At 46.2% G+C, this 23,653-nt stretch carries 14 protein-coding genes; 12 read left to right on the top strand and 2 right to left on the bottom strand.

Features of this window, described 5'->3' with window-relative positions:
• Nucleotides 1-4: 4 nt before the first annotated feature.
• Nucleotides 5-1,276, bottom strand: coding sequence for a DUF2851 family protein (locus H6A28_RS04115; RefSeq protein WP_204478992.1), 1,272 nt, complete (start codon nucleotides 1,274-1,276; stop codon nucleotides 5-7).
• An 83-nt stretch (nucleotides 1,277-1,359) separates the two neighbouring features.
• On the opposite strand from H6A28_RS04115, the gene dapB reads away from it, so the two are divergent.
• The 9 genes from dapB to secDF all read left to right on the top strand — a co-directional run bounded on the left by dapB (nucleotide 1,360) and on the right by secDF (nucleotide 13,108).
• Nucleotides 1,360-2,115, top strand: a complete 756-nt coding sequence (gene dapB / locus H6A28_RS04110; RefSeq protein WP_204476714.1) for a 4-hydroxy-tetrahydrodipicolinate reductase — start codon at nucleotides 1,360-1,362, stop codon at nucleotides 2,113-2,115.
• Between the two features lie 2 nt (nucleotides 2,116-2,117).
• Nucleotides 2,118-3,542 (top strand): signal peptidase I, encoded by a 1,425-nt coding sequence (lepB, locus tag H6A28_RS04105; protein ID WP_204478991.1) that lies wholly within the window; start codon nucleotides 2,118-2,120, stop codon nucleotides 3,540-3,542.
• Nucleotides 3,543-3,545: 3 nt separating this feature from the next.
• Nucleotides 3,546-4,463 (top strand): signal peptidase I, encoded by a 918-nt coding sequence (lepB, locus tag H6A28_RS04100; protein ID WP_204476717.1) that lies wholly within the window; start codon nucleotides 3,546-3,548, stop codon nucleotides 4,461-4,463.
• A gap of 14 nt (nucleotides 4,464-4,477) precedes the next feature.
• Nucleotides 4,478-5,128 (top strand): WbqC family protein, encoded by a 651-nt coding sequence (locus H6A28_RS04095; protein WP_204476719.1) that lies wholly within the window; start codon nucleotides 4,478-4,480, stop codon nucleotides 5,126-5,128.
• Between the two features lie 65 nt (nucleotides 5,129-5,193).
• Nucleotides 5,194-5,868 carry a rhomboid family intramembrane serine protease gene (locus H6A28_RS04090; RefSeq protein WP_204476721.1) on the top strand — a complete coding sequence of 225 codons (675 nt, stop codon included), beginning with the start codon at nucleotides 5,194-5,196 and terminating at the stop codon, nucleotides 5,866-5,868.
• Entirely contained in the window at nucleotides 5,843-6,736 is an 894-nt protein-coding gene (locus tag H6A28_RS04085) for a rhomboid family protein (protein WP_204478989.1), read from the top strand. Before H6A28_RS04090 ends, H6A28_RS04085 begins: the two co-directional genes overlap by 26 nt.
• The gene (locus H6A28_RS04080) at nucleotides 6,733-7,791 is read left to right on the top strand and encodes an endonuclease/exonuclease/phosphatase family protein (RefSeq protein ID WP_204478987.1); all 1,059 of its coding nucleotides are present in this window, start codon (nucleotides 6,733-6,735) and stop codon (nucleotides 7,789-7,791) included. The genes H6A28_RS04085 and H6A28_RS04080 overlap by 4 nt, the downstream gene beginning before the upstream one ends.
• Before the next feature lie 18 nt (nucleotides 7,792-7,809).
• Complete coding sequence (locus H6A28_RS04075; RefSeq protein ID WP_204479074.1) at nucleotides 7,810-9,903, top strand: M3 family metallopeptidase; 2,094 nt, start codon at nucleotides 7,810-7,812, stop codon at nucleotides 9,901-9,903.
• Nucleotides 9,904-10,108: 205 nt separating this feature from the next.
• Nucleotides 10,109-13,108 carry a protein translocase subunit SecDF gene (gene secDF, locus H6A28_RS04070; protein WP_148329479.1) on the top strand — a complete coding sequence of 1,000 codons (3,000 nt, stop codon included), beginning with the start codon at nucleotides 10,109-10,111 and terminating at the stop codon, nucleotides 13,106-13,108.
• 211 nt (nucleotides 13,109-13,319) lie between these two features.
• Here the strand turns inward: secDF and H6A28_RS04065 are convergent, their stop codons facing one another.
• Nucleotides 13,320-17,423, bottom strand: coding sequence for a hybrid sensor histidine kinase/response regulator transcription factor (locus H6A28_RS04065; protein ID WP_204478985.1), 4,104 nt, complete (start codon nucleotides 17,421-17,423; stop codon nucleotides 13,320-13,322).
• A gap of 432 nt (nucleotides 17,424-17,855) precedes the next feature.
• On the opposite strand from H6A28_RS04065, the gene H6A28_RS04060 reads away from it, so the two are divergent.
• Genes H6A28_RS04060 through H6A28_RS04050 form a run of 3 tightly spaced genes read left to right on the top strand, consistent with a single transcriptional unit; the run spans nucleotide 17,856 to nucleotide 23,553 of the window.
• Nucleotides 17,856-20,990 (top strand): SusC/RagA family TonB-linked outer membrane protein, encoded by a 3,135-nt coding sequence (locus tag H6A28_RS04060; RefSeq protein ID WP_204476728.1) that lies wholly within the window; start codon nucleotides 17,856-17,858, stop codon nucleotides 20,988-20,990.
• Nucleotides 20,991-21,004: 14 nt separating this feature from the next.
• Nucleotides 21,005-22,876 carry a RagB/SusD family nutrient uptake outer membrane protein gene (locus H6A28_RS04055; protein WP_204478984.1) on the top strand — a complete coding sequence of 624 codons (1,872 nt, stop codon included), beginning with the start codon at nucleotides 21,005-21,007 and terminating at the stop codon, nucleotides 22,874-22,876.
• 8 nt (nucleotides 22,877-22,884) lie between these two features.
• Nucleotides 22,885-23,553: a DUF3823 domain-containing protein gene (locus H6A28_RS04050; protein ID WP_204478982.1), complete on the top strand. Its 669-nt coding sequence runs from the start codon at nucleotides 22,885-22,887 to the stop codon at nucleotides 23,551-23,553.
• Nucleotides 23,554-23,653 lie beyond the last annotated feature (100 nt).

The following is a 23,653-nucleotide window of genomic DNA, read 5'->3' as shown; positions in this document are numbered from 1 at the left end:
TAGTTCAAATCTCTTTCTTCTTGAAATATTCATACCCGATGCGGCAGAACAGGCATTTCTTCGGGTCGCAGTAGTTCTTCTTGAGCTGGATAAGAGCCTGGCTGTCGCCGGCATGGGCGGCGGAGAGGCCACATTCCTTCCACAGGCGGATAATGTAATTATTTTCCGGTTTCAGTTGTTCCAGCAGGTTACTGGCCCGTTCAATGAGCCGTTCTTCCCCTTTGTGCTTGCCATAGGCATAAAGAAAAGGCACCACGGTGTTGATAATCAGGAGGTCGATGGAAGCGTCGCTGAGAGTCTTCGGACGGGCAGGCGACGGTTCACCGAACACGTAGTGAGTGAGCCAGTAGAGGGAGGTGCCTCCCCGCAACAGGTCGCGCAGCTCTTTCACGGTAGGAGCCAGCAGGAGCTGGGAAAGCATCCCTTGGGAATGGTGATAGAGGTTGGCCAGTTGGGCAATGCGTACGTGCGGGAAATTGCCCGGACGCATGCGGAGCATCTTCCAGCGAAGGTGTTCGGAAGGATGCAGTTCGAATTTATGGGCCAGGTAAGCATATTCCTTGGTAAGCTGGGCAGAATACTCGTCGGAAGGGAGCTCCTGTAGCAGGCCGGCTTGTCCGAAGAAAATCGCTTCTATCTGGAAAAGGTTGTCACGGTGTTTGTTGACCGCCTGTAAGGGAATGGTCTGGGCCCATTGTTCGAAAGCATCGCTGTTGGTGCCGAAACCGAAGTTGCGGGCCAGGGTGAGAAAGAAGGCTTGTTCCCAGTCGCCTTTGCTTTGGGTGAGCTGGGCCTGGATACGCTTTGTTTTCTGCTCGAAGCGTTCCGTTTGCAAGCTGGAGAGCCAGCTGTGGAGCAGGAGTTTGGGCAGTTGGGGGATGAGGCGGTAGCAGGCCGGGTAGTGACTGGTTTCAATCAGTTCGCGGTAGTTTTCCAACAGGTAGGGCGGGTAGTGCAGTTCCATTTGCGGGATGGGTTCGCCATCCGTACGGAAGGTCTCTGCATCGATGTCGGAAGCCACATGCAGAATTACAGAGTCGTAGGCACGGTCCTGATGATGGTGGTGGCGTTTCCAGTCGGAAGCGTGCACGTGGATTTCTACATTTCCCACCCACAGAATGCCGTCTATCTTGATTTTCGCATTGAAAAAGTCGGGTCCTGCATCGGGATTGGGGAGTCCGGGGTCAATGACTTCCACGGTTTGTCCTTGCGTGGTATGCAGCGGAGTGAGCGGAAAAAGCTTGTGCTTCCATACAAACTGGAGTAGATGTTCCATGTTAACGAGCTGTAAATGTTGGGTAAATGTAATGATTAATACTGAAAAACACTATCTTTGCGAATAAAATTATCATCAGAATTATGAAAATTGCATTAATTGGATATGGAAAGATGGGAAAGGAAATTGAAAAAATTGCCCTTTCCAGAGGTCATGAAATTGTGAGTATCATTGATATAAATAATCGGGAAGATTTTGCTTCGGAGGCTTTCCGCTCGGCCGATGTGGCCATTGAATTTACGGCTCCTTCAGTGGCTTACGGCAACTGTCTGGAGGCGTTCAAGCAGGGCGTGAAGGTGGTTTCAGGCAGTACCGGATGGATGGCTGAACACGGGGAGGAAATGCGTCGCCTGTGTCAGGAAGAAGGAAAAACTTTGTTCTGGTCGTCCAACTTCAGCCTGGGAGTGGCTATTTTTTCGGCGGTCAACAAGTATCTGGCCAAAATCATGAACCAGTTCCCGAATTACGATGTTTCGATGGTGGAAACGCATCACGTACACAAGCTGGATGCCCCGAGCGGTACGGCCATTACGCTGGCTGAAGGGATTCTGGAAAACCTGGACCGCAAGCACAAATGGGTGATGGGTACGCTGACGGCTCCCGATGGAACCGTGACAGGTACAACCGACTGTGCGCCGGATGAATTGCCGGTAAGTGCCATCCGCGAAGGGGAAGTGCCGGGTATCCACACCATCAAGTACGAATCGGAAGCCGATTCCATCGTGATTACACACGATGCGAAGAACCGCAAGGGATTTGCCTTGGGCGCGGTACTGGCAGCGGAATATACAGCCGGACACACCGGTTTTTTGGGTATGAATGATTTATTTCAGTTTTGAGTATGATACAAGCCTCACGTAAGCAATGGATAAAGTTCAGCATAGTGCTGGTGCTTTACCTGATTTTCCTGATTTGGTTGAAAAGCTGGCTGGGACTGATTGTGGTTCCGTTCATCTTTGATGCTTATATCTCCAAGAAGATTCCTTGGACATGGTGGAAGAAGTCGACCAACAAGACCGTGCTGACGGTGATGGGTTGGGTGGATGCCATCGTGTTCGCATTGGTGGCGGTTTATTTCGTCAACCTGTATTTCTTCCAGAATTACGTGATTCCTTCGTCTTCACTGGAGAAATCGTTGCTGGTGGGCGACTACCTGTTTGTGAGCAAGATGAGTTATGGAGCCCGTATCCCGCAGACCCCGCTTCACATGCCGCTGACGCAGCATACGTTGCCGGTATTCAACTGCAAGTCGTACCTGGAATGGCCGAAATGGGACTACAAGCGGGTGTCCGGACTGGGGAAAGTGCAGCTGAACGACATCGTGGTGTTCAACTTCCCGGCGGGTGATACGGTGGCAACCGGTAATCCGGCAGAGGATATCTACCGCATGAGCTATGCCATCGGCAAGCAGCTTTCGCAGCCCATCGACTTGGCGAGCCTGAACGTGGAACAGCAGCGTGAAGTGTACGATTATTATTATACGGTGGGCCGCAAGTATATCGATGAGAACCCACAGCTGTATGGCAAGGTGATTACGCGTCCGGTAGACCGCCGGGAGAATTACGTGAAGCGTTGCGTGGGATTGCCGGGACAGACATTGCAAATCAAGAACCGGATTATCTACCTGGACGGCAAGCCGAACAAGGAACCGGACAACGTGCAGTATCGTTATCTGGTACACACCAAAGGCATGCTGCCGGAAGATTTGTGCCATGAACTGGGCATCAGCCAGGAGGATTTGATGGCTTATTACACGGAAGAATCCATGTACAACATGCCGCTGACCGAGAAGGCAAAAGCAGCCCTGTTGGCACGGAAGGATTTGGTGACTTCCATCGAGAATGCACCGGATGACGATGCGGGTGGTCTGTATCCCGACAATAAGCTGACGGGCTGGACGGTGGACAACTACGGACCGATATGGATTCCGAAGAAAGGGGCTACCGTGGATTTGACTTTGGACAACCTGCCGATTTATGAACGTCCGATCCGGAATTACGAAGGCAACCGCCTGGAAGTGAAGGATGGAAAGATTTACATCAACGGGCAGGAAACAACGAAATATACCTTTAAGATGGATTATTACTGGATGATGGGAGACAACCGTCACAACTCGGCCGACTCCCGCTTCTGGGGCTTTGTGCCGGAAGATCATATCGTGGGTAAGCCGATTTTTATCTGGCTGTCGCTGGATCAGGACCGCGGATGGTTTAACGGAAAGATACGCTGGAGCCGTCTGTTCAAGTTTGTAGATTCCATCAAATGATGTATGAGTAAAGGAAAGTCCGGATGGTGGTGGTTGAAAGCTGCCGGTCTGGCGGTATTGGCCGTCTGGCTGGTGCGGACGCTGCTTGTGACGACTTGTGTGATTCCTTCTTCCGGCATGGAGAACTCGCTTTATCAGGGGGAACGGATTCTGGTCAGCAAGTGGAGCTACGGGTTGCGTCTGCCTTTCTGTTCGCTCTTCGGCTATCACCGGCTGGCGGCTTCTCGGGCAAAGAAGGGGGATATTATCTTGTTCAACAATCCGCATCCCCAGAATCCGAAGAAGGGAATCGAATGGCGGGAATTGTTTATCAGCCGTTGTATCGGTACGCCAGGCGACACGCTGATGCTGGACGCTGATTTAAATAATGTAGGCGGAAAGGTGTTGAGCCCGGATGCCAAATCGCTTTATGCGTATCCGGTTTCGACAGAGGACCTGATGCTGACGGTGCTTTCAGTGTTGGGCATTGAAGGCAATACGCTGGTGGGATATACTTCCGACGGGGGATATATCCGGAGTTTCAGTCAGTATGAATATTATTTACTTTCGCAGAAACTGGAAGGGCGGATTCCGCTGATTCCATTGGACGAGAAGAACCGTACGGAGGCACATCCGTATGTGATTCCGGCCAAGGGAGTACCGGTGAAGGTCTATCCGTGGAATGTGACGTTGCTGTGCAACACGATTGTGGCGCATGAGCACGAGCCGGCAGAGGTGCGTCACGATACGCTGTACGTAAAGGGAAAGCCCGTAGATACCTATACCTTCCGCAAGGATTACTATTGGGTAGCTTCGAACGATCCGGTGAATATTCTTGACTCCCGTTTGTTCGGACTGGTGCCGGAAGACCATCTGGTAGGGAAGGCCTGGCTGATCTGGTATTCTTCACGGTCGGGACGTTTCGGACAGCGGGTGCAATGACTAAAAAAGAAAGAATGAAGAAGGAAGTGATTTTAGGGTCGGCCTATCTGGCGCCCGTGGAATATTATACCAAACTTTTTGCTTATCCTGAGGTGTATGTGGAACGGTATGATCACTACATGAAGCAGACGTACCGGAACCGTTGTGTGATTGCATCGGCCGACGGACCGTTGGCACTGACCATCCCGACGGAAAAAGGGGATGACCTGAAATGCCTGATGAAGGATATACGCATTTCCGACCACGGGAACTGGCGGCACGTGCATTGGAACGCCTTTGTGGCGGCTTACAAGCACAGCCCGTTTTTCGATTATTATGCGGACGAGTTTCACCGTTTCTTTGAACAGAAGTATGAGTTTCTGTTCGATTTTAATCTGGAACTGTGTGAATGGGTGTGCCAACAGATCGATATGCAGCCTCGGTTGATTCCGACCGATGATTATGTGACGGAGCCGGAAACGGCGGATGATTTCCGAGAAAGGATTCATCCCAAACGGGATTTCCGGGAGGTGGACAAAGCATTTGTGCCGAAACCTTACTATCAGGTGTTCGACCAGAAGTTGGGCTTCCTGCCTAACCTGAGTGTGATAGATTTGCTTTTTAATATGGGACCGGAAAGTCTGTTGGTGCTACGCGACTCTGTCGGTGCATGCAATGAATTTTAAGCATGCGGATGCGCCCAAACCAGATTTATATTGTACATTTGCAACTGAATCAATGATTTAACAACATGAATAATCTTCCAACAGTAACGAAAAACCTGCTTATTATCAATGTGCTCTGTTTTCTGGGTATGTTTGTGGCCCGGAAATACGGAGTGGATATAGAAAATTTGCTCGGACTTCACTTTTTCCTGGCTTCAGATTTTAATCTGGTACAGCTTGTCACTTATATGTTCATGCATGCCAATTTCTCACATATTTTCTTCAATATGTTTGCGGTATGGATGTTCGGACGGGTATTGGAACAAGTGTGGGGGCCTAAGCGTTTCCTGACGTATTACCTGGTGTGCGGTATCGGAGCCGGACTGATACAGGAACTGGTGCAGTACATTGAATATGCGATGGTGTGGTCGAATTATTCCTCAGTTGATACGGGATTAGGAATTATTCCGATGGATGTTTTCCTGAACCAGCTGACCACAGTGGGTGCTTCGGGAGCCGTGTATGGTATCTTGTTGGCTTTCGGAGTGTTATTTCCTAACAGCCAGATGTTTGTATTTCCTATTCCCATGCCGATTAAGGCCAAATATTTTGTGATTGGTTATGTGATTTTGGAATTGGTGTTGGGCTTGGGCGGCAGCGACAATGTGGCACACTTTGCACATTTGGGCGGTATGCTGTTCGGTTTAATATTGATTATGTATTGGAAAAAGAAAAATGGCAGCGGACGGATTTATTACTGATTTGAAACGGAAATTCCAGCAGGGCGATATTGCGGTACGGTTGGTGTACTTCAATGTGGCGGTGTTTCTGGTCGTGACGGTGGTACAGATTTTTCTGACCCTGTTTAATGTGCCTTCGTCACCGTGGATGCATTTTCTGGAACTGCCGGCCTGGACAGAAGCGTTTATCCGTCAGCCCTGGTCGCTGATTACGTATATGTTTATGCATGCCGGGGTATTGCACATCTTGTTCAACATGCTGTGGCTATTCTGGTTCGGGCGTCTGTTCCTGATGTTTTTCTCGGCCAAGCATCTGCGCGGATTGTATTTCCTGGGAGGTATCTGCGGAGGAGTGCTGTACATGGTAGCTTATAATGTATTCCCTTATTTCCAGGATGCCGTGTATTCGTCTTACCTGTTGGGGGCATCGGCTTCGGTGCTGGCCATCGTGGTAGCGGTGGGGGTACGCGAGCCGAATTATCCCGTACAGTTTCTGTTCATCGGCACGGTGCGGCTGAAATATGTGGCTTTGTTTATGGTCGTGCTCGATTTGCTCTTCATGACCTCAGGCAATGCAGGCGGACACATCGCACATTTGGGCGGGGCACTGGCCGGATGGGTATTTGCGGTGGGTTTGCAGCGTGGACACGATGCTACAAAATGGATAAACGGAGTGTGCGACTGGTGTTTGCAGCTGGAACATCCGGTGAAACGGAAACCTAAAATGAAGGTACACTACGGAGGCCGTCAGGCGGACTATGATTATAACGCCCGCAAGAAAGAACGGGAAGCTGAAATCGACCGAATTCTGGATAAGTTGCGGAAGTCGGGATACAACAGTCTGACGGAAGAAGAAAAAAAGAGTTTATTTGACGCAAGTAAAAAATGAATATTCTGGGACATACCGTAAAAGGAGTACTTCTGTTCGGTAACATAGTGGCCGGCGCGGGATTCTTGTTCTGTGCATATAGCTCTTCTTTGTCGCCTGTGGCACATCCGGTGCTGTCGTGTGCGGGACTGTTTTTCCCTTTCTTGTTGCTGGCCGTAGTGGCGTTTGTGTTTGTCTGGTTGTTTTACCGTAGACGACTGGTATGGGTTCCATTGGCCTTTCTGTTATTGGGTGGAGGGGCTATCATGACTTATACTCCTTTTCATGGTGCGAAAGAGACGGCAGACGGAGAAGTCCTGAAGTTTTTGACCTACAATGTAATGGGGATGCAGGGCGATGAGGAGGATGAGTCGCATCCGATACAGACTTATATCCAGCAGAGTGATGCCGATGTGGTGTGTTTGCAGGAATTCCGGTGGGATGAGAAGCAGATGAAGGAAGCTTTTCCGATGTATCCTTATGTGAAGAGTCTGGATGTGGAAAATGGAAACCGGATGGGATGTCTTTCACGTTTTCCTATACTTTCAGCCAAGCGGATTCCTTATGAGAGCGGCACCAACGGAAGTTTTCTTCTTCGGTTAAAAATGGAAACAGATACCTTGACGGTGGTATGTAATCATTTGGAATCGAACAAGCTGGATGCGCATGACAAGGAGGTGTATGAAGGCTTGCTGAAATCGCCGGATGAGCAGAAAGTCAAGACGGGAGGAAAGTATCTGATTCGGAAACTGGCCGATGCAGCGGTGATTCGTGCCCCTCAGGCTGATTCTGTGGCACAGGCCATCGTCCGACAGGCCACCAAATACTTGCTGGTGTGCGGCGATTTCAACGATTCGCCGATTTCGTATGCGCATCGTACCATCGGAAGAGGACTGACCGATGCATATCGTGCGGCTGGATGGGGTCCGGGGTTCTCGTATAACCGGAATTTCCTGTATTTCCGCATTGACCATATGTTTGTGAACAAAGGCTTCCGACCGCTGAAGTGCCGGGTGGACAATTCCATTTCGGCTTCCGACCATTATCCGCTGTGGTGCCTGGTAGAGAAATTATAACCTGATAAAAACAATATGATGAAGAATTTAATTTTTGCAGCCGCTATGAGTTGTATGGTATGTGCCTGCGGACAGCAGGCAGCTGATACGGACAATCCGTTTCTGACTGAATTTCAAACGCCTTATGGCACGCCGGATTTTGACCGGATTAAGGTGGAACACTATGAACCGGCTTTCCTGAAAGGAATTGAACAGCAAAATCAGGAAATCAAGGCTATTGTGGAAAATGCCGAAGCTCCGACTTTCGAAAATACGATTGTGGCTTTGGACAACAGTGGGGAAATCTTGGCTCGGGTTAGTGGAGTGTTCTTTGCGTTGACCGAGGCTGATACGAATGATGAACTGATGGCACTGGAAGCCAAAATCGCTCCGATGTTGTCGGAACACAGTGACAATATTTTCCTGAATCAGGATTTGTATAAGCGAGTGGCTTCTGTACATGCGCAGGAAGAAGCAGGCAAAATCAAGCTGACTACTGAGCAGCATTATTTGCTGGATAAATATTACAAGGAATTTATCCGTTCGGGTGCGGGACTGGATGCACAGAAACAGGAGCGTCTGCGCGAAATCAACAAACAACTGTCTACGCTGACCATTGAATTCGGTAACCATGTATTGGCCGACAACAATGATTATTTGCTGGTGGTAGACAAGAAAGAAGACTTGGCCGGTCTGCCGGAAGCAGTGATTGAAGGAGCTGCTCATGAAGCAAAAGCGCACGGAAAGGACGGAAAATGGGTATTTACTTTGCAGGAATCCAGCCGTACGCCGTTGTTGCAGTATGCACAGAACCGCGAATTGAGAAAGAATATCTATCAAGCTTATACCAGCTTGGGTAACCGGGGCAATGCGAACGACAACAAGGACGTGCTGAAGCAGGTACTGGCGCTCCGTCTGGAAAAGGCACAGCTGATGGGATTCAGTAACTATGCGGAATACCAGTTGTCCGACAACATGGCCAAGACGCCTCAGAATGCGTTGGATTTGTTGTATGGATTGTGGAAATATTCCATCAAGAATGCCGAGGCTGAGGCTGCAGAACTCCAGAAAATCATGGACCGTGAAGGGAAAGGTGAGAAACTGGAAGCATGGGACTGGTGGTATTATGCCGAGAAACTCCGTCAGGAAAAATACAGTTTGAACGAAGACGAAATCAAGCCTTATTTCAGTCAGGAAGACGTGTTCAACGGTTTGTGCATGGTTGTGAACAAACTGTATGGCATTACTCTTACGCCGTGTGATTCTATCTCTGTATACAACAAAGATGTAAAAACTTACATCGTGAAGGATGCGGACGGCTCGCTTTTGGGTGTGTTCTACAGTGACTATATGCCTCGTGCCAGCAAGCGGAGCGGTGCTTGGATGAGTAACTTCCGTGAAGAACAGGAAGGTGTCCGTCCGTTGATTTACAATGTGGCCAGCTTTACCAAACCGGCCGGTGACATTCCGTCATTGCTGACCATTGACGAGGCTCGTACGATGTTCCATGAATTCGGACATGCCCTGCATGGTTTACTGACTCAGTGTAAGTATAAAGGCGTATCCGGTACTTCGGTGGCACGTGACTTTGTGGAACTTCCTTCGCAGATTATGGAACACTGGGCTGTGGCTCCGGAGGTGCTGAAGATGTATGCCAAGCATTATAAGACCCGTGAGGCCATTCCGGATTCTTTGATTGCCAAGATTGAGAACCAAGCCTTGTTCAACCAAGGATTCATGACGACCGAGTTGCTGGCTGCCGCTATTCTGGATATGGAGATGCACTGCCTGACCACCATGGAAGGCTTTGACGTACTACAGTTTGAAAAGCAGCTGATGGATAAAATCGGTCTGATTCCGCAAATCGCACCTCGTTACCGTTCTACCTATTTCAATCATATCATGGGTGGTTATGCAGCCGGATACTACTGCTATCTGTGGGCTGAACGTTTGGATACGGATGCATTTGAAGCGTTCAAGGAACATGGATTGTTTGATCCGGCTACGGCCACTTCTTTCCGCAAGAACATCTTGGAAAAAGGTGGTTCCGACGACCCGATGAAGTTGTATGTCACCTTCCGTGGGGCAGAGCCTAGCATTGAACCGCTGTTGGAGGCACGTGGATTGAAATAAAATGTCTGAAAGACAGGGAATATCCTGTACTTTATAAATAAAAGAAGGAGCTATTGCTTAATTTTTGCAAGCGATAGCTCCTTTTTTAGGCTCTATGGCTTAAATATTTACAATGGTTTCCGCATATCTAATGAAAAAAAACTATATTTGCAACCTTGAATAAACGTATCAAATTTTAAAAGTAAATATAATAAATTAAAGTAACATGCAAAACAAAGGATTTGTAAAGGTTTTTGCGGTATTACTGACCCTTGCGTGTGCTTTTTACCTTTCATTCTCATTCGTTACCCGTTATCAGATGAACAAGGCGGCTGAGGACCCGAAGGGTTCGGCACATTACCTGGATTCCATGCAGAATCAGAAGGTGTGGTTGGGGATTTACACGCTGAAACAATGTCGTGAGATGGAAATCGGGTTGGGTTTGGACCTGAAAGGTGGTATGAACGTCATTCTGGAGGTTTCCGTACCGGACGTAGTGAAGGCGTTGGCCGACAACAAACCGGATGAAGCCTTTAACAAGGCTGTGGCTGAAGCTGCCAAATTGCAGATTAACAGTCAGGAAGATTTCGTGACCCTGTTTATCAGAGAATACAAGAAACTGGCTCCGGAAGGCAAACTTGCTGAACTTTTTGCCACCCAGCAGTTGAAAGACAAAGTGAATACCCGTAGTACAGATGCAGAAGTTGAGAAAGTATTGCGCGAGGAAGTAAAAGCTGCCGTAGACAACTCTTACAATGTTTTGCGTACACGTATCGACCGTTTTGGTGTGGCTCAGCCGAACATCCAGACACTGGAAGGAAAGATGGGCCGTATCATGGTGGAACTGCCGGGTATCAAGGAACCGGAACGTGTGAGAAAACTCTTGCAGGGTTCTGCCAACCTGGAATTTTGGGAAACTTTCGAAGCAAAAGATATCGTGCCGGTATTGGCTTCTGCCGACAACCGTGCCCGTGGCTTGCTGAACAACGAGGCTCCTGCTGATTCTGTACAGGCTGAAGCCGATACGACTGCAGTGGCTCAGGCTTCTGCCGTTTCTGCCAAAGACAGCTTGACGGCTGCCCTGAAGGGAGAGACACCGGCTGCTTCCAGTGCAGATATGGAACAGATGAAGAAAGAACATCCGTTGTTGTCTGTACTGCAGCTGAACCAGAGCGGAGTAGGTTGTATCGTAGGTTATGCCGATTATAAAGATACAGCGGATGTGAACCGCATTCTGAACATGAAGGCCGTGAAGGAAGTGATGCCGCGCGACCTGAAACTGATGTGGGGTGTGAAAGCTTCCGATATGGACAAGACCGGACGTATCTTCGAATTGTATGCCATCAAGTCGACTGAACGTAACGGACGTGCGCCGTTGGAAGGTGATGTAGTAACAGACGCCAAAGACGAATATGACCAGTTCAACAAGCCGTGCGTCAGCATGTCAATGAACACAGAAGGTTCTCGTCGTTGGGCTGCCCTGACAAAGAAGAACATCGGTAAGGAAATCGCCATCGTATTGGATGGATATGTATACAGTGCACCGCGTGTAAACTCTGAAATTACCGGTGGTAATTCACAGATTACGGGTAACTTTACTCCGGAAGTCACAAAAGACTTGGCCAACGTGTTGAAATCCGGTAAGATGCCGGCTCCGGCTCGTATCGTACAGGAAGACATCGTAGGTCCGTCTTTGGGACAGGAATCTATCAACCAGGGTATCGTATCCTTCATCGTGGCTTTGATTGTCTTGATGGCTTACATGTGTGTGATGTACGGATTCATTCCGGGTATGGTGGCCAACGGTGCGTTGTTCATCAACTTCTTCTTCACACTGGGTATCCTTTCCTCTTTCCAGGCTGCCTTGACGATGTCTGGTATCGCCGGTATGGTGTTGTCACTGGGTATGGCCGTGGATGCGAACGTATTGATTTATGAACGTACGAAAGAAGAGCTTCGTGCAGGCAAGGGAACCAAGCAGGCTTTGGCCGAAGGTTACAAGAACGCGTTCTCTGCCATCTTCGACTCTAACTTGACTTCTATCATCACAGGTGTTATCCTGTTCAACTTCGGTACCGGTCCGATTCGTGGTTTTGCCACTACCTTGATTATCGGTATCCTCTGTTCGTTCTTCTCAGCCGTGTTCTTGACTCGTCTGGTTTACGAACACTTTATGAATAAGGACAAATGGTTGAACCTGACATTCACTACAGGCGTTTCAAAGAACCTGATGCAGAATGTACACTATAACTTCATGGGTATCACCAAACGTTCGTTTACGATTTGGGCGATTATCATTGTAGTATGTATCGTTTCTTTCTTTGTACGCGGACTGGCACAGAGTATCGACTTCACCGGTGGACGTAACTTCGTGGTTCAGTTTGAACAGGTGGTACAGCCGGAAACCGTACGTGACCTGCTGCAGCCGAAAGTGGGAGATGCCAACGTACAGGCCATTGCCTTGGGTACAGATGGAAAGACTATCCGTGTGACGACCAACTACCGCATCAACGAAGATTCTCCGACAATCGATGCCGAAATCGAAGAGTTCCTTTACAATGCATTGAAAGAAGGTAACTTGCTGGGCAAGGGTACTACGCTCGAAATCTTCATCGACCGTGATAACCGTGCCGGAGGTTCTATCATCAGTTCTCAGAAGGTAGGTCCTAGCATCGCCGATGATATTAAGACTTCAGCTGTATGGTCAGTGGCACTGGCCTTGATTGCCATTGGTCTGTATATCTTGGTTCGTTTCAACAACATTGCCTTCAGTATTGGTGCTACGGTTGCATTGACGGTAGATACTGTGCTGATTATCGGAGCATACTCCTTGTGTCACGGATGGATGCCGTTCTCTCTGGAAATAGACCAGACATTCATCGGAGCCATCCTAACTGCAATCGGTTATTCTATCAATGATAAGGTGGTTATCTTCGACCGTGTGCGTGAGTTCATCGGCTTGTATCCGAAACGTGACCGTACGCAATTGTTCAACGATTCGCTGAACACCACTTTGAGCCGTACCATCAACACTTCTTTGAGTACCTTGATTGTGTTGCTGAGTATCTTCATCCTGGGTGGTGACAGTATCCGTAGCTTTGCATTCGCCATGATTCTGGGTGTGGTAATCGGTACATTGTCTTCTTTGTTCGTGGCTGCCCCGGTAGCTTACCTGACTATGGGACACAAGATGCCGAAACAAGTAGGTGAAGTAGAAGAAGCATAATAAGAATCTGATATAATGTTTGAGAAACGGCTGTTTTCCGCGTGAAGGCAGCCGTTTTTTTATGGTTTTTTCCGATGTCCGGAAAACGCCTTTGCGTTTGGTATCAAACACAAGTGCATTTAAAGTAAAACGCCCTTACGTTTTGGGTGAAACGCAAGGGCGTTTGCATTCAAACGTAAAGGCGTTTTGTCTGAAACGCAAGTCCGTTTTTTCAGCTTTCTTTTTTGTCTGTATTTTCTTCGATGGATTTGCCTGTCAGCTTCTTCAGGTACTCGGAAGCCGACATTCCGAATTCCTCTTTAAAACACTGCCGGAAATAGACATTGCTGTTGATTCCCACCTTGAAAGCAACCTCAGAGATGGTATATTTGCCTTCCAGCAGGTATTTCTCGGCCAGCTGCATCTTGATTTTCCGGATATACTCGTTGGTAGACATGCCCGTAAGTGCTTTGACCTTCCGGTAGAGGGTAGAGCTGCTCATGCATAAAGCATTAGACAATACGGTAATATCCACATTTTCCGCAGTAGAAAGACTTTCCGTGATGATGTTGGTTATTTTGTCCAGGAATTCTTTGTCCAGCTTGTTCATGGATTCTGTAATGATGGCTCTTTTTTCTTCCATGCTTTGCTTCTGTGGGGTTTCCGGCCGGATAGAGAAGCGTTCCGAGAGTCGTCTTCTCTGTGCCAGCAGGTTACTGATTCGACTTTGCAGCAGGCTGGCACTGAAAGGTTTGGTGAGGTAGGAGTCGGCCCCTGCCTGATAACCTTCTTCCTTGTCGGTGATGCTGTCTTTTGCTGTCAGGAGGATGACAGGGATGTGGCTGGTACGGATATCCGTTTTCAGCTTCTGGCACATTACGATGCCGTTCATGACTGGCATCATAATGTCGCTCACCACAATGTCGGGAGCACAGTCTGTGGCAATCTTCAGTCCTTCCTTGCCGTTGGAAGCAGTCTTTACCTCATATAAATCCGTAAAGGCATCGGCAATATAGTCCCGGATGTCTGCATTGTCTTCTACTACCAGAACGATGGGTTTTGAGTCTTTAGACGAATCTGCTGCCTCCAGTTTCTCTATATTCTCCTCCTTTACTTCCGGTGTATCTGTATGTACGTCCTCTCCATGCAACGCCTGTGGATAGGTATTGTTGGCTTTCAGGCGCAGGGAGAAGATGGTACCGATGTCGGGCTGACTTTTCACCTGTATGTCTCCTTCATGCAGCGTAACTAAGTTCTTGACCAGTGCCAGTCCGATTCCTGTACCCGAGGCCTGATGCTCTCCGCTTTCCTGATAATATCGTTCAAAGACGTGCGCAAGTGCTTCCTTTCCGATGCCATAACCGGTATCTTCCACGGAAAGCTGGGCGTATCGTACGTCATTTTCCGTCACCCATTCGGCACGGATACGGACATAGCCCTTCTCGGTATATTTCAGGGCGTTTGAAATCAGGTTGTCCAGAATCATGGTGATGACTTCCTTGTCAAAGAATAGAATCATGTTCTCTTCTTTCACTTCTATGAGTATCTGTACATTCGGGTTGTTGTTCAATTCCTTGTATTTCAGCCCAGTTTCATATACAGCACTGGTCAGGTTTCCTTTGGCGACACACAGTTTCTTATTCTGGGTTTCCGTTTTGCGGAAGTCCAGAATCTGGTTAATCAGGTTCAGCAGGCGTACGGCACTTTGATAGATGACCGAAATCCGGTGATGGTCTTTGGCGGACAGGCTGCTGTTTTTTACCATATCTTCCAAGGGACCTAATATTAAGGTAAGCGGTGTGCGCAGTTCGTGCGTGATGTTGGTGAAAAATCTCAGCCGTTCATCATTCAGTTTCTGCTCCTGTTCGTGGCTTTTCTTTTCCGATTCGTACAAGTATTCCAGGTTTAGTTTGCGTTTATAAACCGAAAAGACTCCCATGAGAATTCCGACTCCTGCTATCACGTACAGAAGTTTTGCCCACCAGGACAGCCAGAGCGGGGGAGCAATGACGATTTCTATCTGTGAGATTTCGTCAGACCATTCTTGGTTCCGGATGCGGGTTTTAACCTGGAATTCATATCTTCCCGGGGGCAGGTTACGGAAAGTCACATTGTTAGGATCTTTTACGGTGTACCAGGAGTCTTCCAGTCCTTTTAGCATATAGGCATATTCCACTCTTTCATTCAGGGAATAGTCTTGTATGTTGAATGTGATGCTGAAATTATTTTGTACGTACTTTAGTTTGATTTCCTTTTTGTTGAAGAGTGAATATTCTGTTTCATCACTATCGTCGGATGTCATGGGTTCAAAGACTGTAATTTTTCCGATGATAGCTTGGGGGCATTGCTTTTTTTCCAGTATCTGACTGGGGGTGAAATAACAAAGTCCGTCGGTAGAACCGAAATAAATAGTATTGTTCACGTCCCTGCAAACACTTCTTCCTGTAAAGCTGGCCATGGGAATATTGTCTCTATAATCGTAATTATAGATGCGCTTCCGGTCTTTGGACAAACAGCTGATTCCTTGGTTGGTACTGAACCAGATGTTGTGTGCTTCATCTTCTGTAATAGCCCAAATGAAGGTGTTGACAAGTCCTTCGTTTCGCTGGTAGACCTTATATGTCCAGGGCGATTGGTTTTCAAACTGTACCAGCCCCTCCCCGGTGGCAGCCCATATGGTTCCTTGGGAATCTTCAAAAATCTGGTTGATGGTATTGGAAGGAAAATCGAGGTAAGTATTGAAGTCTTTCAAATGCTTTTGATCGGCCGAATAGAGGAAAATTCCTCTTCCGAAACTTCCTATCCATATTTGGCCTTTTTGATCCTTGATGACCGTACGAATCAGGTTGTCGGGCGTATTGAAATGGTGCAGGATTTTCTGGGAATCTCTGTCGATTTGAAAGACTCCCTCACTGGTTCCCACCCAGATAATTCCTTCTTGATCTTCAAAAAGCGAACGGACATCGTGATTGCTCTCTTCTTTCGGGAAAACTTGCTTGAAGGTCCTGGAATAGATGTTGTAGTACATAATTCCTCCATTAAAGATGCCGAACCACAGGTTGCCTTTCCGGTCACACAGCGCCGTTTGGATGGAGTTTCCGCTGAGGCCACTGTTGGCTTCGGTATAGGTAGCCGTGCGTTGTCCGTTTTTCAGAACATTGATGCCTCCGCCGTCTGTTCCTACCCATAGGTTACCTTGCAAGTCGATGCAGACTGCGCTGGCAATGTGGGCATTCAGGTTGCTGCCGGGTGAACTGGACGAGTAACTGAACGACTTGAATAAGGCGGTATTGGAGCTGAGGAAGTTGACTCCTCCTCCCCAGGTACCTGCCCAGATATTCTGGTGGGAATCTTGGAACAAGCATCGCACTGTAGCGTTGTTGAGGCTGTATTCATTGTCACCTGCTTGTATGAGGTGAATCTTTTCTGTGGTGTTAAACAGGCTTCTGGAGAGATCTATGATGGAGATACCTCCGAATTCAGTAGCTACCCATAACTGATGCTCATTGAATTGTTGTATATCATAAATGAGATGGGAGAGTGGGGAACCTTTATCACCCAAGCGGATAAACTCTTCAGTTTCGGGGTTGAACAGAGCAAGTCCTTTACCGGTGCCTACCCATATATTTCCTGTATTGTCTTTGAATATACATTGTACGTTGTTGTTGGGTAGAGTTTTTTCGTTCGAGCCGTCGTAGGTGAAGTTCTTGACTTTTTTCGTCTTTAACGACAGGATGCTCATTCCATTCTCGTGATGCCCAATGTACAGATTTCCTCTTTGGTCGTCCATTAAGGTCCATACCGTGTTGCTGGGAAGTCCTGGAACGGTTGATTGATTGTAGTGGGTAAACTTGCCGGTTTTCTTGTCCAGATAATCAACTCCCCGCCAGTACGTCGTAATCCATAAATTTCCGTTCTTTGCAGGGAAAATGCCGGTCACGTCATTGGTAGCAATGCTTGACGGGTCATTCTGGTGATGCTGGTAGATTGTTTGACTATTGGTCTGGTAGTTGAATGCAATAAGCCCTGCCCGTTGGGTGGCAATCCATAAGATGGGTTCATTAGGATCATCCAGCAGGCTGTTTAGTTCATTTCCTGTCAGATTCAAAGCTTTGTGCTTGTTGCTCTTGTAGAAAGCGGTAAAATGGTTGCCTTCTAATTTGTTGAGTCCTTCCTCTGTGGCAAACCACAAATATCCGTTCTTGTCTTCGGCTATATCGATAATATAACTGTTCGACAGTCCTTTTTCTGGTCCCAGTTTTTTGATGGTATAGGGCTGTGAATGGACTGCGGAAAGAGAGAGTAATAAACAGAATAAGATTAGCTGGTATTTCATGGCCTTTTTATTTGCGTGACTTCAAAAGTACGAATATTAATTGAATAAGCTGCTTTATAAATTAAATAATGATTGATCTATAATTGTTTTATGGTAAATTTACTTTGTAGCTTCGGTGGAAGCTTGCTTATCTTTAAATCAATCGGTAAACCTCCATTGGTGTTAACGCATAAATACAATGAATCGTTGGGCTTGAAATTTAGAAGTGTATGAAAGATTGTTTAAGAATGGAGATTTTATTTGAATTTCTTGGTGTGAATTTGAATATGTTTTTTCCCCTCGAAAGTTGTATGAAGTTAGTTGGGAATCTCGTTTTTTAATGATATAAATCATGCAATGCAATATTTGCTGTTTATTATTGCATGATTTATTTATCTATGTGTGTATTTCTTTATATACTTTTGCGTTCACATTCATTAACTCTAATAATCTATGAGGAATTTAAAATTCTTAACGACTTGCATGATGCTACTGATGTCTGTTGTAGCATTTGCACAAAATCAGATCAAAGGTCACGTGGCAGACGCTGCAGGAGACCCTATTATTGGAGCCAATGTTACTGTGAAAGGCACAACTACAGGAACCATCACAGACATTGACGGTAACTTCACACTTGAGGTGGGATCCACCGATGGTACTCTCGTGGTTTCATTTATCGGCTATAAGTCAGTGGAAGCCAAGATGAATGGAACATCACCTATTAATGTGATACTACAGGAAGACACTGAAACGCTGGATGAGGTGGTTGTAGTAGGTTACGGTACGCAGAACCGAAAAAGCTTGACGGGAGCTATTAGTGACGTGAAATCTGAATCGTTGACACGTTCAGTTTCTACCACTACAGCTGGAGCGCTTACCGGTAAGATTGCAGGTATTTCAACTCGTGCAAAGGATGCCCGACCAGGTAAAGGTATTAACCTGGAGATTCGTAACATGGGTACACCGTTGTTCGTAATTGATGGTATTCCGTACGGTGGTAATACAAGCAGTGACTGGTTGGTTAACTCTGAGGTATCCGGAAACGATGTGTTCAATTCGTTGAATATTGAAGATATCGAAAGTATTACGGTATTGAAGGATGCATCAGCAGCCATTTACGGTTTGCGAGCTTCAAACGGTGTAGTATTGGTTACCACAAAAAAAGGTAAAAAGAACGAGAAAGTCAGCATCAATGTCAACGGATATTACGGCTGGCAGAATCTGACACGTTTCCCTGAACTGGCCAATGCGGAACAATACACAAGAGGTTTGGCCGAGGCTGCTCAGAACAGAGGCGAAGATCCTAACTCTGTATATACAAAAGAAGAACTGGCAAAATGGGCTGCAGGTACAGAAAAAGGCTATAAGAGCTATGACTATTATGATATGATCATGAGAAAAAATGTACCGCAATATCATATCAATGCCAGCGTAACCGGTGGTTCTGAAAGAACGAACTATTACTTGTCAATTGCACATACCAATCAGGAAGCTATGATGCCTGACTTTAACTATCAGCGTACAAACTTCCAGTTGAACTTGGATACCAAAATTACCAACCGTTTCACTATTGGTGCTCAGGTAAGTGGCCGATATGAAAAGACAAACGATGTAGGTTTGCCGGGTGGTGATGGTTACTACTCTTCTATTTTGGCTATCTTCAGAATGCGTCCGATTGACAGCCCGTATGCAAATGATAATCCTAATTATATTAGAAATATCGACTCTTATCGTAACGGATATAACCCGGCTGCTTTCAGACGCGACATCGCCGGTTATAAAGACAGCATGACCCGTTATGCAAATATCAACGCATATGCTCAGTATGACTTCGGCTTCGGATTGACAGCGAAGGCTACATTCTCTTATGGTTATACCAACAGCCGTTTCGACGGTTATCAGTATGCTTACCAGATTTATACTTACGATGAAGCATCAGATACTTATAATGGAACGAATGCGGTAGGTCGCTGGAGATTGCAGATTGACCGTAGCGTACCGACTCGTTACATGCAGTTGCAGTTGAACTACAACAAGCAGATCAAGAATCATAATATTTCTGCTGTGTTGGGTTATGAAGCTTCTGATTATGACTGGAGCAAGAAAACTTACGGAACTGAACCTTCTACAGACTATTTGCCGTTGCTGCAGATGGATGAAATCAACAGTTTCGGCGATGAATGGAGCTATGAAGCTCGTGCCGGTTGGTTGGCTCGTGTGAACTATGACTATGCTCACAAATATTTGATTGAGTTGCTGGCTCGTTATGATGGTTCTTATTTGTATGCTCCGAGCAAGCGTTGGGGATTCTTCCCGGGCGTATCAGTTGGTTGGAGAATCTCTGAAGAAAAATTCTTCTCACCGCTGAAATCGGTAGTAGATGACTTGAAGATCCGTGCTTCTATTGGACAGACAGGTACAGAAAGTGGTGTTTCTATGTTCGGTTATATGAGTGGTTATAACTGGAACCAAGGAAGTGCAGTTCTGGATGGAGAATATGTGACTGGTTTGAATCAAAGAGGTTTGCCTGTAACTAACTTGTCATGGACCAAGAATACGACAAAGAACATCGGTTTCGATTTGACAATGTTTGGTAGCCGTTTGACGGTAAGTGCAGATGCTTTCCGTAAGGATATCACAGGTGTGCCGGCTGCACGTTATGACGTATTGCTGCCGAGTGAAGTTGGATATTCATTGCCGAATGAAAACTTGAACAAGCAAGCATACATCGGTGCTGAAGCCATGGCTACATGGACAGACCATATTGGTGAATTCAACTATCGTGTAAGTGGTAATATCACTTTCTCTCGTTACAGAAGCATTGAAACCTACAAGCCTCGTTTCAGCAACTCATGGGATGAATACCGTAACTCAGCCGAAGACCGTTGGGGTGGTATCTATTGGGGTTATCAGGTAATCGGACAGTTCCAGTCTGAAGAAGAAATCAAGAACTATCCTGTCAACCTGGATGGACAAGGTAATACTACACTGTTGCCGGGTGACCTTATCTATAAAGATGTAAACAACGATGGAGTAATCAACAGCATGGATGAACGTCCTATCGGATTCCCTGAAAACTGGGCACCGATTCTTTCTTTCGGTGGTAATATCGGACTGGAATGGAAAGGCATTGACTTGAACATCGACCTCTCTGGTGGTGCAATGCAAGGATGGAGACAGAACTATGAGTTGACTAACGCTTATCATAATGGTGGTAACTCTCCTGCTTATTTGCTGGAAGACCGTTGGCATCGTCTGGATTTGTATGATCCGGAAAGTGAATGGGTTCCGGGACGTTATCCGGCCATCCGTAACGGTGAGTTTGCTTATAACAATAAAAACAGTGATTTCTGGTTGCACAATGTACACTATCTGCGTATTTCCAACTTGGAAATCGGTTATAGCTTGCCGATGTGGATGTTGAAACCAATTCATGCACAGAAAGTACGTGTTTATGGTAGTGTATCTAACTTGTGTTCATTTGATAATGTTCACCAGTTCGGTATCGACCCGGAAATTACTGCAGCAGCAGCCGTAGTATATCCGCAGCAGCGTACCTTCCTTGTCGGATTTAATGTCACATTCTAAAAATGATTCTTAAGATGAAAAGTAATTCTATAAAATTATTTGTAATTGGAACAGCGCTCGTATCTGTATTGTCAGGTTGCGGTGACAGCTGGTTCGAAAGGGATCCGAAGAACATCCTGACCAATGAACAGGTCTGGAACGATCCCAATATGGTAAAATCTCAGTTGGCCAATCTTTATAACCGTATTACAAGTTTGCATGGTGATTTCAATACCGGCGGTATGTGTGAAATTGATGATGCCATGTGGAGTGGAGCATTGGACCAGAATGGGAAGAATAATTTCCAGTATGGAAATGATTACGGTCGTCTGTGGGATTACGGATTGATTCGTGATATCAACATGTCTCTTGAGAATCTGGAAACTTATGGAACAGATTTGACTGCAGAAGAAAAGACTTTGTTCAAGGCTGAATTCAGATTCATTCGTGCATATATCTATTTTGATATGGTAAGACGAATGGGAGGTGTGCCATTGATTACGACTACTCTGGAATATGACTTCAGTGGAGATCCTTCTTATCTGCAGCATCCGCGTGCAAAGGAACACGAGATTTATGATTTCGTGTATAGCGAATGTGAAGATGTGAAGAATGACCTGAAAGCCAATAACGGAAGCCAGACCAGAGCAAATTATTACACTGCATTGGCTCTTGAAAGCCGCGCAATGTTGTATGCCGGCTCTATTGCCAAATACAATGCGTTGTATACTCCGACACTGGTAACAGACGGAGGAGAAGTAGGTATCCCGGCCAGCATGGCTACTGATTATTATCAGAAGTCTTTGGCTGCCTCTAAGGAGATCATCACACAAGGTGGATATGATTTGTACAATAAACAATCAAACAAAGGCGTGAACTTCTATCAGTTGTTCATGGATAAGGAAAAGAATCCGGAAATTATCTGGGCGAAGGATTATAAGAACCCGACTAAAGTACACAGTTTTGGTTATGATAATGTCATCCAGCATCTGAAAGAGGATAACGATAATTCTTCTTGTATCGCTCCGTCATTGGGATTGGTTGAGGCTTATGATTATCTGGATGGTACTTCAGGAAAACTGAAATACATGGATGAAAACAACAATTACATTGTGTTTGATAATCCGGCCGATTTGTTTGCCAACAAGGATCCGCGTTTGTATGGTACCATCATTTATCCGGGCACACAATTTAGAGGCTCAGATGTAGACATTCAGGCTGGTGTGGCTGTCTGGAATTCGGAAACAAATAGCTATGACTTGTTGAATGGCCCGGCATTGGGTAGTACTTATACTGATGGTAAGACTTATGTGGGTCAGGATGGTCCTCAGGATGGTGCACAGAATGTAAGTAACACAGGTTTCTATATTCGTAAATATATAAGCGAAGAAGTAGGTTTTACATTGAGAAACTACGAAGAGAACTGGTGGCCTTGGTTCCGTTTGGGCGAAATCTATTTGAATGCAGCTGAAGCTTCATTTGAATTGGGTGACCAAGATCCAGGTGCTTTGTATTATATCAATAAACTGCGTGAACGTGCAGGCTTCCCGGCAAACAGTCTGACAAGTCTGACAATGGAAAAGATTCAGAATGAACGTCGTGTGGAAATGGCCTTTGAAGACCAGCGTTATTTTGACTTGAAACGTTGGAGAATTGCAGATAAAATCTGGAATGGAGACGAAGGAACAGAAACTGGAAACAGTACTGCAGTAGTATATGGTTTGTATCCTTATCGAATTGCAGTGGCAAAACCGGGCACGAATGACCAAGATAAGTATATCTTTGTAAAACATCGTTCAAGCCGTTTCATCCTGGCTCGTATGTTCAGAATGTCAAACTACTACTCATCTATTGCGGATGACGTAATTAATAATAACCCATTAATTGTAAAGAACCCGCTTCAATAAAAAGGAATATGAAAAAGATAACATCATTTTTTACTTTGTTGTGCTGTTTATTGGCGATAAGCAGTTGTAGATATGATAACTTCGATGAGCCTCAGTCTGTATTGACGGGTAAAGTTGTCTATGAGGGTGAACCGATCTGCGTACGTGCGGGAGGTGCTGAGTTTGCGCTTTATCAGGATGGATATGCCCTTCATAACTCTATTCCTGTGTATATTAATCAGGATGGCACTTACTCTGCAGTGCTTTTTGACGGAGAGTATAAGTTAGTGCGTATGGGTAATGCCCCTTGGGAACGTCCTACGAATGATACCATCTTGGTAGAAGTTCACGGAAACACTGTACAGGACATTCCGGTGACTCCGTATTTTATCATCAAGAATGCTTCGTTCACCAAGAATGGTTCAAAGGTCACTGCGAAATTCACGGTCCAGAAGGTCTCTTCAAGTGCTACACTGGACGATGTACGTATCTACTTAGGTGAAACACTGATTACGGACAATAATACAAACCGTACGAGTGTGAGCCTCGGAAATAACATTCAGCTGGATCAGGAGATTACTGCGGATATTGATATTCCGGAAAGTCTGGCTTCTGAAGATTATTTCTTCGCACGTGTAGGTGTGAAATCGGGACAGGCTTCTGAATATTGCTACACTCAGTCTACTAAGATTGAATAAATCTGGTCGTGTCAGATAAAAATGAAAGGCTGACTCCTTTGAGGGGTCGGCCTTTTGTGATTATGCTATTGAAATCTAAGAACCTCTAATGTGGAAAGTT

Origin of the sequence: Bacteroides mediterraneensis (genome assembly GCF_016900355.1) — a bacterium.
GTDB lineage: Bacteria > Bacteroidota > Bacteroidia > Bacteroidales > Bacteroidaceae > Phocaeicola.
The sequence above is the reverse complement of the archived record's forward strand: the minus strand, read 5'-3'. Positions and strand labels throughout refer to the sequence as shown.

Coding starts and splice junctions, on each gene's coding strand:
- H6A28_RS04115 (WP_204478992.1), bottom strand. CDS start 1,276: ATGGAACATCTACTCCAGTTTGTATGGAAGCACAAGCTTTTTCCGCTC.
- dapB (WP_204476714.1), top strand. CDS start 1,360: ATGAAAATTGCATTAATTGGATATGGAAAGATGGGAAAGGAAATTGAA.
- lepB (WP_204478991.1), top strand. CDS start 2,118: ATGATACAAGCCTCACGTAAGCAATGGATAAAGTTCAGCATAGTGCTG.
- lepB (WP_204476717.1), top strand. CDS start 3,546: ATGAGTAAAGGAAAGTCCGGATGGTGGTGGTTGAAAGCTGCCGGTCTG.
- H6A28_RS04095 (WP_204476719.1), top strand. CDS start 4,478: ATGAAGAAGGAAGTGATTTTAGGGTCGGCCTATCTGGCGCCCGTGGAA.
- H6A28_RS04090 (WP_204476721.1), top strand. CDS start 5,194: ATGAATAATCTTCCAACAGTAACGAAAAACCTGCTTATTATCAATGTG.
- H6A28_RS04085 (WP_204478989.1), top strand. CDS start 5,843: ATGGCAGCGGACGGATTTATTACTGATTTGAAACGGAAATTCCAGCAG.
- H6A28_RS04080 (WP_204478987.1), top strand. CDS start 6,733: ATGAATATTCTGGGACATACCGTAAAAGGAGTACTTCTGTTCGGTAAC.
- H6A28_RS04075 (WP_204479074.1), top strand. CDS start 7,810: ATGAAGAATTTAATTTTTGCAGCCGCTATGAGTTGTATGGTATGTGCC.
- secDF (WP_148329479.1), top strand. CDS start 10,109: ATGCAAAACAAAGGATTTGTAAAGGTTTTTGCGGTATTACTGACCCTT.
- H6A28_RS04065 (WP_204478985.1), bottom strand. CDS start 17,423: ATGAAATACCAGCTAATCTTATTCTGTTTATTACTCTCTCTTTCCGCA.
- H6A28_RS04060 (WP_204476728.1), top strand. CDS start 17,856: ATGAGGAATTTAAAATTCTTAACGACTTGCATGATGCTACTGATGTCT.
- H6A28_RS04055 (WP_204478984.1), top strand. CDS start 21,005: ATGAAAAGTAATTCTATAAAATTATTTGTAATTGGAACAGCGCTCGTA.
- H6A28_RS04050 (WP_204478982.1), top strand. CDS start 22,885: ATGAAAAAGATAACATCATTTTTTACTTTGTTGTGCTGTTTATTGGCG.